The 12,863-nt window shown below is 61.8% G+C and carries 9 protein-coding genes and 3 tRNA genes; all 12 read right to left on the bottom strand.

From position 1 onward, the window contains the following. Positions 1–43 precede the first annotated feature (43 nt). Positions 44–1,015, bottom strand: coding sequence for an XdhC family protein (locus JFT80_RS04605; RefSeq protein WP_201147077.1), 972 nt, complete (start codon positions 1,013–1,015; stop codon positions 44–46). Between the two features lies 1 nt (position 1,016). After that, positions 1,017–2,252 (bottom strand): cytochrome c, encoded by a 1,236-nt coding sequence (locus JFT80_RS04610; protein WP_201147078.1) that lies wholly within the window; start codon positions 2,250–2,252, stop codon positions 1,017–1,019. A gap of 2 nt (positions 2,253–2,254) precedes the next feature. After that, complete coding sequence (locus tag JFT80_RS04615) at positions 2,255–2,794, bottom strand: (2Fe-2S)-binding protein (RefSeq protein WP_201147079.1); 540 nt, start codon at positions 2,792–2,794, stop codon at positions 2,255–2,257. Continuing rightward, positions 2,787–5,618 carry a xanthine dehydrogenase family protein molybdopterin-binding subunit gene (locus JFT80_RS04620; protein WP_201147080.1) on the bottom strand — a complete coding sequence of 944 codons (2,832 nt, stop codon included), beginning with the start codon at positions 5,616–5,618 and terminating at the stop codon, positions 2,787–2,789. The genes JFT80_RS04615 and JFT80_RS04620 overlap by 8 nt, the downstream gene beginning before the upstream one ends. Before the next feature lie 426 nt (positions 5,619–6,044). Then, positions 6,045–8,447, bottom strand: coding sequence for a TonB-dependent receptor (locus JFT80_RS04625; protein WP_201147081.1), 2,403 nt, complete (start codon positions 8,445–8,447; stop codon positions 6,045–6,047). 67 nt (positions 8,448–8,514) lie between these two features. Further along, positions 8,515–9,459 carry a FecR domain-containing protein gene (locus JFT80_RS04630; RefSeq protein ID WP_122838220.1) on the bottom strand — a complete coding sequence of 315 codons (945 nt, stop codon included), beginning with the start codon at positions 9,457–9,459 and terminating at the stop codon, positions 8,515–8,517. Next, positions 9,456–9,965 (bottom strand): sigma-70 family RNA polymerase sigma factor, encoded by a 510-nt coding sequence (locus tag JFT80_RS04635; protein WP_201147082.1) that lies wholly within the window; start codon positions 9,963–9,965, stop codon positions 9,456–9,458. Before JFT80_RS04635 ends, JFT80_RS04630 begins: the two co-directional genes overlap by 4 nt. 267 nt (positions 9,966–10,232) lie before the next feature. Next, a tRNA-Asp gene (locus JFT80_RS04640) sits at positions 10,233–10,309 on the bottom strand. 102 nt (positions 10,310–10,411) lie between these two features. Then, positions 10,412–10,488 (bottom strand) — tRNA-Asp (locus tag JFT80_RS04645). Positions 10,489–10,544: 56 nt separating this feature from the next. Next, positions 10,545–10,620 (bottom strand) — tRNA-Val (locus tag JFT80_RS04650). A gap of 250 nt (positions 10,621–10,870) precedes the next feature. Further along, positions 10,871–11,647, bottom strand: a complete 777-nt coding sequence (locus JFT80_RS04655) for an SDR family oxidoreductase (RefSeq protein ID WP_201147083.1) — start codon at positions 11,645–11,647, stop codon at positions 10,871–10,873. Next, positions 11,644–12,855, bottom strand: a complete 1,212-nt coding sequence (locus JFT80_RS04660) for an O-succinylhomoserine sulfhydrylase (protein ID WP_201147084.1) — start codon at positions 12,853–12,855, stop codon at positions 11,644–11,646. The genes JFT80_RS04655 and JFT80_RS04660 overlap by 4 nt, the downstream gene beginning before the upstream one ends. Between the last annotated feature and the right edge of the window lie 8 nt (positions 12,856–12,863).

Genomic DNA, 12,863 nt, shown 5'->3' on the forward strand with positions numbered 1-12,863 from the left:
ACGCGAGCAAGCCCGCTCCCACTGGTGTTGTCCCACAGGGCGTTTAGAGTTGATCCCGGGCGATGCCGCTGCGGATTCGCAGGATGTCGGCGAGCACCGCCAGGGCGATTTCTGCGGGGGTTTTGCTGCCGAGGTTGAGGCCGATGGGCGCGTGGATCCGTGCCAGTTCGGCTTCGCCCAGCCCACCAATGCGGCGCAAGCGTTCGAAGCGCTTCTGCGAGGTTTGCACCGAGCCCATGACGCCAATGTAGAACGCGTCCGTACGCACCGCTTCCATCATCGCCAGGTCATCGATGCGCGGGTCGTGGGTTAATGCAACGACTGCCGTATCGCTATGGCAGCCTCCGTCGGCGATGAAGACCGAAGGCAGCTGCCGGCGGATCTCGACGTTGTTCAGCACCACGCCTTCGAGCACTTCATCCCGGGGTTCGCAGAGGATGACTTCGAACCCAAGGCCCACCGCAAACTCCGCACAGGCCTGGGCGACGCTGGAGTAACCCGCCAGCAACAAGCGCTGGGCAGCGCCGATGCGCACACGAACCCGATCGACTTCGCGCTCGATACGCGCGCCCTGCTCCCGGTCCACGAACACGTCACGGGCGCCGCTGGCCAGATCGATTTCGCGGATCAGGCGCCGCTGGCCCAGCAACGCCGATTCCAGCTCCCGCAGATGCGCCTGAACCTCGCACGTCGGCTCAAGCGTCTCCACCAGCACGTCAAGAATCCCGCCACACGGCAGGCTGATGCGCGAGCGCGGGTCATCTCCTTCGCCGTAGCGAACCACGCACACGGCTTGCGCGAATGCGCCTTCGGCGACGCGCTCGAGAAAGTCTTCCTCTACGCAACCTCCCGACAGCGAACCTATCCACTGCCCTCCGCCGTTCACCGCCAGCAGCGAGCCCGGCGCGCGAGGCGCCGAGCCGTAGGTGGCGAGCACCGTACACAGCCAGACCTGCTGGCCGGCCGTTGACCATTGCAGCGCGCGCCGTACCACTTGCAGATCCAGATGCTGCATATCAATGCACCTTGTGTTCGGTTGGAGGGGCGTCCGCTTGTAGCTTCTGCACGTCGCCGATTGTCAGTTCACCCGGCTGACCACCCCACCCTTGACGCAGGTAATTGAGCAGGTCGGTCAACTGGCCAGGGCTGAGTTTGTCGGCAAAGCCCGGCATCGGTTGCATGCGTTCGAAGCCGACAAACTGCTGCTCGCCGATGCCGTCCTCGATCACCCGTAGCAGGTTGCGCGCATCGGTCAGGCGCAGCGTGGTGTTGCCACGCATGGCCACTGCGATGTGCGGCTTGCCCTCGCCCTCTACCGCATGACAACCGGCGCAGACGTTGAGGTATTCCTGGCGACCGCGCCGGGCGCTGGCACTCAACTGCTCCAGGGGCACTTCAACCAGCGCTTTGGCTGCCGGCGGTTTGTCGCCGAGCAGGAACGTTGCCATCGCCGCCAGATCGGTATCGTTCAGGCCTTGCGTGCTGTTGTGGAACACCGGGAACATCTCGTTGAACATCGTCCCTTGCGCGCTCATGCCGTGCTTGAGGAACGTACCCAGATCCTGCTCGTTCCAGCCGCGAGCGGCCAGATCAGTGGCCAGCAGGCTCGGCGCGAGATAACCGTTGAGAATGCCGCCGGTCAGGCGTTTATCCAACTGCATCGCGCCTGGCAGGCCGCGTGGCGTGTGGCATTCGCCGCAGTGACCAAGCACTTCGACCATGTACTGGCCACGTTTCCAGGCTTCACTTTTCCCTTCAGCCGACTCCAGTTTCAGCGCCTTGCCGTACATCATGTTCCAGCCGATCAGGCCCGGACGCACGTTGAATGGAAAGCTCAGGCTGGTGACCGGTGCTGCGCGTTCGATCGGTTCGATGGTTTTCAGGTACGCATGGATCGCGTCGGAATCTTCGCGCGGCATCAGGTGATACGAGGTGTAAGGCATCGCCGGGTACAGGTTCGCACCGTCGCGACGCTTGCCTTCGGTCAGCGCAGCGAAGAACTCGTCATCGTTGTATAAACCGATGCCGTGATCTTTGCTCGGCGTGATGTTGGTGCCGTAGATCGTGCCGAACGGCGAGACGATCGGCAGACCACCCGCAAAAGGCGCGCCGCCCGGAGCCGTGTGGCAAGCCATGCAGTCGGCCGCGCGAGCGAGGTACTCGCCGCGCTTGACCTGATCTTCGGCGTGAACAAACAACACTGGCGCAGCAAGACCGACCGCCAGGGTCAGGCGGGTCAGAAAAAGCTTCATGCTTAACCCTCCTTGACCAGGCCGAGATCGGTCAGCACGTTGCGGGTGGCGTTGTAATAACGCACGTACCCGGTGCAACGGCAGACGTGATGGCCGAGGCTGTCCTCGATGACCTGTTCCAGCTGGCTCTTGACGATCGGCTGGCGCTGCAGCTTTTCTACCAGCACGGTCGCGGCATTGACGAAACCGGGCGCGCAGTAGCTGCACTGGAACGCGAACTCATCGACGAAGCGCTGCTGGATCGGGTTGAGCTCAGTGACTTTGCCCTGCTCATCGCGAGTGGCATGGCCTTCGATGGTCCGTACTTTCTTGCCTTCGAAATAGTGCGCCCCGGTGATACAGGTGCGCACTTCCTCGCTGGTGCCGTCGGGGTTGTCGACGATCACCACGCAGGCATGGCAGATGCCCTGGCCGCAGCCCAGGCGGGAACCGGTGAGGTTCTTGTACTCGTGCAGGTAGTCGATCATCGGCAGGTCATCAGGGATCTCCACCGGGCCGACGGTTTGACCGTTGAGGGTCAGTTGAAGCGGACGGTTAGCCATTGAGGGCCTCCTTGATGCGGGCAGAAGTGATAGGCAGGTCGCGAACGCGCTTGCCAATGGCGTGGGCCACGGCGTTACCGATGGCACCCACGACCGGGATCATCACCACTTCGGCGATGCCTTTGGAGGGGTCGCTCGGGGACAGCGGCGGCAGGATTTCCGCCGTCTGTTTCCACACGGCAACGTGGCGCGCCATCGGCAAACGGTAACGGTTGAAGTTCCAGTCGCCCTCCCCCGGCCCGCCTTCGTACAGCGGCATTTCTTCCATCAAGGCGTGACCGATGCCCATGGCGATACCGCCTTCCATCTGGCCCTTGACCAATTCTTCGACCAGCACACGACCGCACTCGACCCACGAGTGGTGGTTGAGCACCTGCACTTCGGCCGAGCCCTTGTTCACTTTCAACTCGACCAGCGTGGCGACCGGGCTGTAGTAGGTCACGGCAGCGTTGTTCAGCTGGGTCACCGGGTAGTTGATGTTCTGGCGATCGAGCAGGTGGAAACCAGCCGTGCTCATCAGCGCTTTCTTCGCTTTTGGCGCACCATCACCGTACTTCACCGCCAGACCGTCGAGAGGCAGACGTTCACGCACGCCATCGATGCTGTACTCCGCCTCGGCCCAGCTCCAGCGGTTGAAGGCGTGTACGGTGGCACCGGTCACCAGACCACGCTCGTGAGCGTGTTTGGCCAGTTCTTCGAAGCTCAGCGGCTGCATGCCGTTGGCCGTCAGCTTGCCGTCGACCCAATGCGCATCTTCGCGACGCACCACGTAAGGGTTGGCTTGACCGCCATACGGGCCCTGGCGCCAGATCTCCATCGCCGCTGGCCACAAACCGTTGTTGAACAGCACGCGCGCCGCCTCACGGGTGGCATGGCTGAAGTAATAAGCAGAGTTGGTCGCCGACGACGCCGAGGCCAACTTGCCAACCCAGCGCGGGTTGCGCAGCAGGTTGTCCTGCTCGGCCTGGCTCATGATGTAAGGGTTGCCGCTGGTGATCAGCTGCATTTCCTTCCATTCGGTTTCGCCAGTCTTCACTTCATGCGCCGGGCTGCCGAGGAAATCGGCCACGACCAGCGCTTGCGAAGTGGACATGCCGGTGCCGATCTCGATACCGATGTGGCGCAGGGTAATGCGACCTTCAGCGGTGAACTCGATGCTCGCCATCGGCGCTTCGGAACCGGTGCCGAAGTCTTTCTGGCAAATGGCAAAACCGACGCCGTACCAGTTGTCCGGGTCGGCGGCTTCACGTTGCTTCTTGATCGCGTCGCGGTTTTTCCAGACTTCGTGCACCGAGGCCTTGTCGAGAATCTCATGCAGGCGCAAGGCACCCGCCGGCACCGCACCCTGGGTATTTTTCATGCCCGAAACCATGGCGTTTTTCTTGCGCAGGTCGATGGCGTCGATGCCCAGGCGACCGGCAATTTCGTCAACCATCATCTCGGTCGACGCCATGCTCTGCAGGGTGCCGTAGCCGCGCATCGAACCCGCTTCAACACCGCGCGAGTGGTACGCGGTGACTTGCAGATCGTTCTGCGGCATGTAGTAGATCGACTGCGCTGCGGTGGCGCCAACCGCGGCCACCGACGGGCTGTAGTTGATCCGACCACCACCGTCGACGCTCATTTCAGCGCGGAAAATCTTGAAGCTGTAGTCGTTTTTGTCCACGGCCAATTGGTAGCGGATGTCGAACGGGTGACGCTTGATGCCGCTCTGGAATTGCTCGTAGCGGTCGTTCGCCAGGCGCACCGGCACACCAGCGCCGTACAGGGCAGCGAGGGCTGCGTAGTAAACGAAGATGTTGTGGTCTTTGGAACCGTAGCCCACGGTGTAACCGGGGTGCATGTTCAGGTTGTCCAGGCCGAAGCGCGACGGCGCGATCATTTTCGCGGTCTCGGTCGCCGCTTCCAATGGGCACTGAGTGGCCACTACGAAGTGCAGGGTCTTGGTTTTCGGGTCGTACCAGCCGTTGCCGTTGTCCGGCTCCATGGCGGCCGGTTCGATCGATGGGGTTTTGTAGCGCTCGTCGAACACCAGCCAATTGTCCGGCGGCGTGTCGATCTCTTTCTTCATGCGGTCGGCGTAGAACAGACCACGCTCGGTCAGGTTACCGTGCAGGTTCGGCTGGGAATTCCACACCGGGCGACGGTTTTTCAGCATCGGGAAGAGGATCGAGTCCTTGAGGCTGGCGAATTCGTCTTCGTCTGCCGAGGTCGGGCCGCCGACGCGCACATAGCGGAAGCTACCGTAGGGGTCGCCTTCGTAGAACGGTACTTGGGCACCGTAACGAATCGCCTTGTCATTGAATTTGAGTTTGTTCTTGGCCTGGCGGAAACGCTCGAAGTCATTCCAGATCAGGATGGCCACCGGGTGACCGATGAACATCGGCACCTTGCCTTCAGGCAACAGTGGATCCGGCGCATGCTCTTCCGGGAAGACGATGCCGTCCTTGTCCAGATCAGCGGCGGTGACGATGCGGTCAGGCTGCAAGTCGGCGCCGAGCCACGACAGGTCGTAGCCGTCGTAGATGCGGTCAGCCTTGATGGTTTTCAGCAGCATGGCGTGACCTTGCTGCTCAGGCCAGCCCGGCATGTCCTTGGAGCGGATGTCGCGGGCAAACACTTTGCTGCCGCAGACTTTGGACAGTGCATCGTTACGCTGGCGCGCCTTGCCGTTGTTGCCGAGCCATTTCTCGGACGGCACGGTGACGCTGTTTTCCATCAAGGCAGCCAGCGCCTGACTGCTGAGCGGCGTGAGCGTGACGCTCACACCCGCCACCAGCCCGCCCTGGAGGAACGAGCGCCGGGATATATCACGGTTGGACATGGATCATCCTCTGGGCGGTTATGTGTCCGCCCTTCTGGTTATGTTCTGGGAATCTCGAGTCTTGCAGGAACCCTTTTAGGACGGAGCAAAGGGCGTGTTGACAGTGCAAAGCTGACCGAAAGGTTAACTTTAAAGGTTTATGCGCTCGGGGCAAACAACCAGTTACAAAAAACTGACCGGATGATCAAAAATTTTTGGTTTTTTGGGGGGCGCTGGGCAGTGAGCGCGATGGCGCCAAGCCAGTCAGATGTCTATCGGATGCACCATCGCCTTCGCGGGCAAGCCCGGCTCCCACAGGGATTTTCAGTGAACACAAAGGGGAGTTCACAACCAATAACTGTGGGAGTAAGCCTGCTGGCGATGGCTTGAGGTCAGCCTGCGATGACAGCTGAGCCGGGGTCATCGCAGCAAGGCGCGCGAGCGACCCTAGAAATCCACTGTCGCCGAAAGCAGGTAAGTGCGTGGCGTAGACAGTGTCAAGCCAGGCTCGCTGTCATCCGAGGCGCCTGCGGAGCTCCAGTAGCGTTTGTCCGCGACGTTCTCGACGTTGCCGCGCAGGGTGATGGTCTTGTCGTCGACCTTGAACGCGTAGCGGGCGCCCACGTCGAAGCGTTCCCAGGAGTCGATTTCCTTGTTGTTGGACTGGTCCAGGTACTGCGAACTGGAGTAGATGCCACGCGTGGTCAGGGTCAGGCCCTGGACGGTGGGCACGTCCCACTCGGCGCCGAGGTTGACGTTGTATTTGGGCGTTGCGGGCGCGCGGTTGCCGTCGAAAGTGCCGTTGGTGGTGTGGGTCAATTCGCTGTCGATGTACATCACCCCACCGAGCAGGCGAAAGCCATCCAGGGGTTCACCGAACACACTCAGCTCCACACCTTTGTTCTCGCGTTTGCCGTTCGGGCCGAAGACCCGTGTGGTCGCGTTGGTTTCATATGCCGGCTGCTTGATGCGGAAGACCGCCGCCGTAACCGCGAATGGGCCGGCGTCGTATTTGGCGCCGACCTCGACCTGGCGGCTGACGAAAGGCGGGAAGATTTCATCTTCGTTGACCGAGGTCGACGGGGCGATCTTGCCTTGGCTCAGGCCCTCCATGTAGTTGGCGTACAGCGACAACTTGTCAGTGGCCTTGAACAGGATACCGCCCGACGGCGAAACTTTTTCTTCGTCATAGGCAGTGGCGCCCTTGATGTTGTCGGACCAGTCATCGACCTTCACCCGCTGCCACCGGGCGCCAAGGGTCAGCAGCAAGCGGTCCTCGAAGAACCCCAGGGTGTCGGACAAGGCCACCCCACTGAAGCGATTCTCGGTGTAGACCTTGGCGTCATTGCGCGTTGGCGTACCGGGTTTTGCCGTTTCTACCGGCTCATACAGATTGCTGCGACCCGCCGCATAACGCGCGCCACCGTTCTCGAAATCCATATAGAAATAGTTGGCCGCCAGATTGACTTCATGGCTCACCGGCCCGGTGTGGAACCAGTTGCGCACACCCGCCGTGGCCGTGCGCACATTCTCGTCGCGGGTGAAATCGCGCGGCAGAACGCTGAAATCACCGGCGTCGTTGGTCACGGAAACGGCGTGGCGCAAGAAGTCATGATTACTTTTGCGCGCACCGACGCCGCCGTACAGCATCACCGATTCATTGACGTCGAACTCAGCGTTGAGCGTGCCGAAGGTGTCCTCGGTTTTCGCCTGGCTCCACGGTTGCGCGTAGTTGCGATGCACATTGTTCGCGCTTGGAACCTTGGCATTGGCCGCAACCTGCACGCGTTCCTGCGGCGCATCGGTGTCGCGTTCGGTGTGGCCGATATCGGTCGAAAGGCGCAAGCGTTCACCGCGAAAATCCAGGCCGAGCACGGCCATGTCGCGGTCGACGCTCTGATGGTCCCACTCCGTGTCACCGGACTGTTTAACCCCGTTGAAGCGCAATCCAAACTGGTTGTCTTCGCCAAAACGGCGACCGACATCCACGGCGCCACCGACCTGATTGTTGGAGGCGTAATTGGCGGTCAATGAGGTGATCGGCTGGTCGCTGGCGCGCTTGGGCACCACGTTGATCCCGCCCCCTACACTGCCCCGCGGGGAAATGCCGTTGATCAGTTGGCTCGGGCCTTTGAGGATGTCGACCCGATCGGCCATTTCCATGTCGATCGTGTAGGTCGGCAACACGCCGTAGAGCCCGTTATAAGACACATCACTGTTGAACAGACTGAAACCACGGATGGTGAACTGCTCATAGCGGCCGCCCGCCGGGTTGGTCGCGCGCACTGACGGGTCGCTGCCGATCAGATCACCCAGGGTGCGCGCCTGCTGGTTCTTCACCGCTTCGCTGGTGTAAGTGGTCATGCTGAACGGGGTTTCCATGAAGTCCCTGGCGCCCAGCAAACCCTGTGAGCCACGGCGCGCCACCTGACCACCGGCAAACACATCCGCCTCCGTTGTGCCGGTCGCACCTAGAATCGAAGTCGGCGCCAATTGCAGGCTGCTGCCCTCGGCGGCAGGAATCAGCGTGTAAGCATGATCGCCCACCGCTTGCAGTTGTAGACCGGAGCCCAGCAACAAGCGGCTGAACCCCTCCTCCACGGCGAACTCACCGGACAATCCGTTGCTCTTGCGGCCACTCACCAGCGCCGGATCCACCGACAGATTGACCCCGGCCAACCCGGCAAAACGCGTCAGCGCGGCACTCAAACTGCCGGCGGGCACCTGATAACTGCGCCGGTTACCGTCCTCGGCCCAGGTTGGGGAGATCAACCATGGACTGGCACTCAGGCCCAGCAGCAGGCTGAGGTGCAACAACGGTCGCAGGCGCGGGGAAGAAGCGTTAGGCATTTGAATAGGCTCTCTTGATCGTTCACATGCCTTCAATGACAGGCGAGTCGAAAAAAGGGGCCATGGTTTACACACTATTTTTGCGCGGCAGCAACGTGACCCAATAGCGAGTCCGGGAATGCACCTCCAGGGGCAGACTGGCGGCGAGCAGCGCGAGCACCCGGTCAGTGTCGTCCAGACGGAAGCTGCCGGTAACTCGCAGGGCTTCCAGCTCCGGCTCCCAGCGCAGGACACCTGGTCGATAGGTGCTCAGTTCGCGCAGGAAGTCCCCCAGCGGCTGGTCTTTCGCCATCAGCACGCCCTCGCGCCAACCCGGCGCCAGGGTGTCGAATGCGCTGATGGATCCGGCACCGGCAGCCTGCAGGCTGACCTGCTGGCCCGCGCGCAAGGCCAGGCCCGCCCCATGCAAAGGCTGTAACTGGACGGCGCCGTTGTAGACCGAAACCCGACAGCCGCGTGCGTCCTGGCGAACGCAGACTTCACTGCGGCTGACGATGACATTGCCAAAACGGGTCTGGATGGTCAGCGGCGAATCACCTGGCACTGTCAGGGACATTTCGCCCTCGATCAGCTTGACGCGGCGTGCCTGCAGGTCCACATCGACCGCGCTGGCCGTGTTGAGCTGCAGCGCGCTGCCGTCGGCAAGCCGGATCTGTTGGCGCTCGCCGGTGGCGGTGTGCAAATCGGCGCGCCAGGCATCCAGCGGCAGTTGCCGACTGATCAGCCACGCCGCCGGCACCAGGGCCACCGCGCCCAGGGCGCGCTTGAGCACTTTGCGCCTCGCCGCATCCGGACGATCCAGGCTGCTCAGCGCCAGCCCCGATGGCAGGTCGGCAAAACGCTGGCGCAGCGCCTGGGCTTTCTGCCAGGCCTGCTCGTGGGTGGCGCAGGTATCACGCCAGCGCTGCAAGTTCGCGCGGTCCTGCTCGTTGGCACCGCCGGATTCCAGCAGCGCAAGCCATTGCGCGGCGGCGCGAACGGCCTGGCGCGAGTCGGACGCCTGAGTGTTCACAGGTCCACCAGCAGGCAATGTTCATAAGCCTGAGCCATGTAACGCTTGATGGTACGTTCGGACACTTGCAGGCGTTCCGCGATTTGCCCGTAGGTCAGGCCTTCGAGCTGACTCCAGAGAAAGGCGCGACGCACCGCTCGCGGCAAACCGTCGAGCAATTCGTCCAGCGCTTGCAGGGTTTCCAGCAGCACCCAACGTTGCTCGGGTGAAGGCACGCATTCTTCAGGCAATTGCGCGAGGGCTTCGAGATAGGCTTTTTCCAGGCTGCGGCGGGTATAGAAATTGCTCAGCAGACGTTTGCCGACGGTGAGCAAATACGCGCGTGGCTCGCGCATGTCGGCGATCGGTTGCGCACTGGCAAGCACCCGCAGGAAAGTGTCCTGGCTCAGATCAGCCGCATCACAGCCGTTGCCCAAGCGCCTCCCCAACCAGGTTTCAAGCCAGCCACGGTGATCGCGGTACAGGTCGTGAAGGGTTGGCTCCTTCGGCACCACTGCATCACTCATCTAGAAGCCCTGTGCCAGGAGTTATCGTAAATGAGAGTGATTCTAATTAATGTCAGTGCCGGGAAGGAAGCTCTTTATGCATTGAGCGCGCATAAAGACCGTCCTGTGGGAGCTCGCTCCTGCAGGACGGGGGATAGCGGTTCAGGAAAGAAGCAAATCGCAGACACAAAAAACCCCGGTCTTTCGACCAGGGTCTTTGCTATCGACTCGAAGTCACCAACGGCTTCTTCGTAGCTCCAAGGCGTTCAGTGGGCCTTGTAGCAGATATGGCGCAGCGGACGGGACTCGAACCCGCGACCCCCGGCGTGACAGGCCGGTATTCTAACCGACTGAACTACCGCTGCGTATCGCTTTGGACTTGCGTCCTAACTCGTCTGATCAAAAGCTCCGAGATTTTTCAATCTCTCTTTTGATCTCGAATCAGGTCAGACCTGACTCGGAAAATATGGCGCAGCGGACGGGACTCGAACCCGCGACCCCCGGCGTGACAGGCCGGTATTCTAACCGACTGAACTACCGCTGCGCGTCGGTGCAGGCACTTTCAGCCTACGCTCTTGCTTACGCAAGTTTCTCGGGGAGTGGTGGGTGATGACGGGATCGAACCGCCGACATTCTGCTTGTAAGGCAGACGCTCTCCCAGCTGAGCTAATCACCCGTTTGCATCTCCGAGGCCGCGAAATTTACGCAGGTAGCGAACCTAAGTCAATAGCAGGATTGAAGTTTTTCTAAAAAAGACGAAATCGTGTCAGTGGCGAATGGTTCTGCCGCCAGACCGCTTTCGCGAGCAAGCCCGCTCCCACAGCGGATTGTGAGTGAACACAGGCTATGGGTCCCACACAACGCCACTGCGGGAGCGGGCTTGCTCGCCAAATCTGCAGAGCATCCAGCATCAATACGGCTGCCGGTCACTCGCTGTAAATCATCTTCTTGGTCATGCCGCCGTCCACCACAAACTCCTGCCCCGTGACAAAACCGGCGTTCCTGGACAGCAACCAGGCCACCATCGCCGCCACATCTTCAACCGTCCCTACCCTGCCCGCCGGATGCTGAGCATGATCGGCGTCGGACAACGGCTCGGCGCGGCGGGCTGAAGGGTCCCGCGCATCGATCCAGCCCGGGCTCACCGCATTCACACGAATCTCCGGCCCGAGGCTGATCGCCAGCGCATGCGTCAACGCCAGCAGGCCGCCCTTGCTCGCCGCGTACGCCTCGGAGTCGGCCTCCGACTGCCGCGCACGAGTCGAGGCCAGATTGACGATCGAACCGTTGTGCGCACGCAGATACGGCGCGCAGTGCTTGGCCAGCAACATCGGCCCACTGAGGTTCACCGCCAACACGCGATTCCAGTAAGCCAGATCGAGGCTTTCCAGGGTGATGTTATGCGGGTCAGCGACCGCCGCGTTGCACACCAGCGCATCGAGACGACCAAACTGACCCAACACCTCAGCCACACCGAGCGCAACCTGACCTTCGTCCGCAACATCCATGGCAATGAACCAGGCACTTTCGCCCAGCACCTTCGCCACTTTCGAGCCGCGCGCACGATCCAGATCGGTCAGCACCACCTGCCAGCCTTCACTGATCAACCAAGCCGAAATGCCCAGGCCGATGCCACGCGCAGCACCCGTGACCAGCGCGACGCGGCCATTGGTGCCCGTGCCGGGCGCGGACAACTCGATCACAGCGCAGCCAGGCCGCGCGTCAGATCGGCTTGCAGGTCCGCCACGTCTTCCAGGCCCACCGCGACGCGGATCAGGCTGTCGCGGATCCCGGCGGCTTCACGCTCCTGCGGCGCCAGGCGACCGTGGGAAGTGGTGCTCGGGTGCGTGATGGTGGTTTTGCTGTCACCGAGGTTGGCAGTGATCGAAATCAGTCGGGTGGCATCGATAAAGCGCCAGGCGCCCTCTTTACCGCCCTTGACCTCAAAACTGACGACCGCACCGAAGCCCTTCTGCTGACGCTGGGCCAGTGCGTGCTGTGGATGGCTCTTGAGGCCGGCGTAATGCACCTTCTCGATACCGTCCTGCTGCTCCAGCCATTCGGCCAGTTGCTGAGCGTTGGCGCAGTGCGCCTTCATCCGCAGGTTCAGGGTTTCGAGACCCTTGAGGAAAATCCAGGCGTTGAACGGGCTCAGGGTTGGCCCGGCGGTGCGCAGGAAGCCGACGACTTCTTTCATGTGCTCGCCACGACCGGCAACCACGCCGCCCATGCAACGCCCCTGGCCATCGATGAACTTGGTCGCCGAGTGCACGACGATGTCCGCGCCCATCTTCAGCGGCTGCTGCAACGCAGGGGTGCAGAAACAGTTGTCCACGACCAGCATCGCGCCCTTGGCATGGGCGATTTTCGCCAGTTCGGCGATGTCCACCAGCTCTGCCAGCGGGTTGGACGGCGACTCGACGAACAGTAATTTGGTATTGGCCTTGATGGCCGCATCCCAGCCGGACAGGTCCGCCAGGGGCACGTAATCGACTTCTACGCCGAAACGCTTGAAGTATTTTTCAAACAGGCTGATGGTCGAGCCGAAAACGCTGCGCGACACCAGCACATGATCACCGGCGCTGCACAGGCTCATGACCACGGCCATGATCGCCGCCATGCCGGTGGCAGTGGCCACGGCTTGCTCGGCGCCTTCAAGCGCGGCAATGCGCTCTTCGAACGCACGCACGGTCGGGTTGGTGTAGCGCGAGTAAACGTTGCCCGGCACTTCCCCGGCAAAACGCGCCGCGGCATCGGCAGCGGTGCGGAATACGTAGCTGGAAGTGAAGAACATCGGATCACCGTGTTCACCTTCCGGCGTACGGTGCTGACCGGCACGTACGGCCAGGGTATCGAACGCTACGCCTTCAAGGTCGCTGTCCAGCCGACCGGCATCCCAATCCTGACTCATGCTGTCAC

It is taken from the genome of Pseudomonas sp. TH10 (genome assembly GCF_016651255.1).
GTDB lineage: Bacteria > Pseudomonadota > Gammaproteobacteria > Pseudomonadales > Pseudomonadaceae > Aquipseudomonas.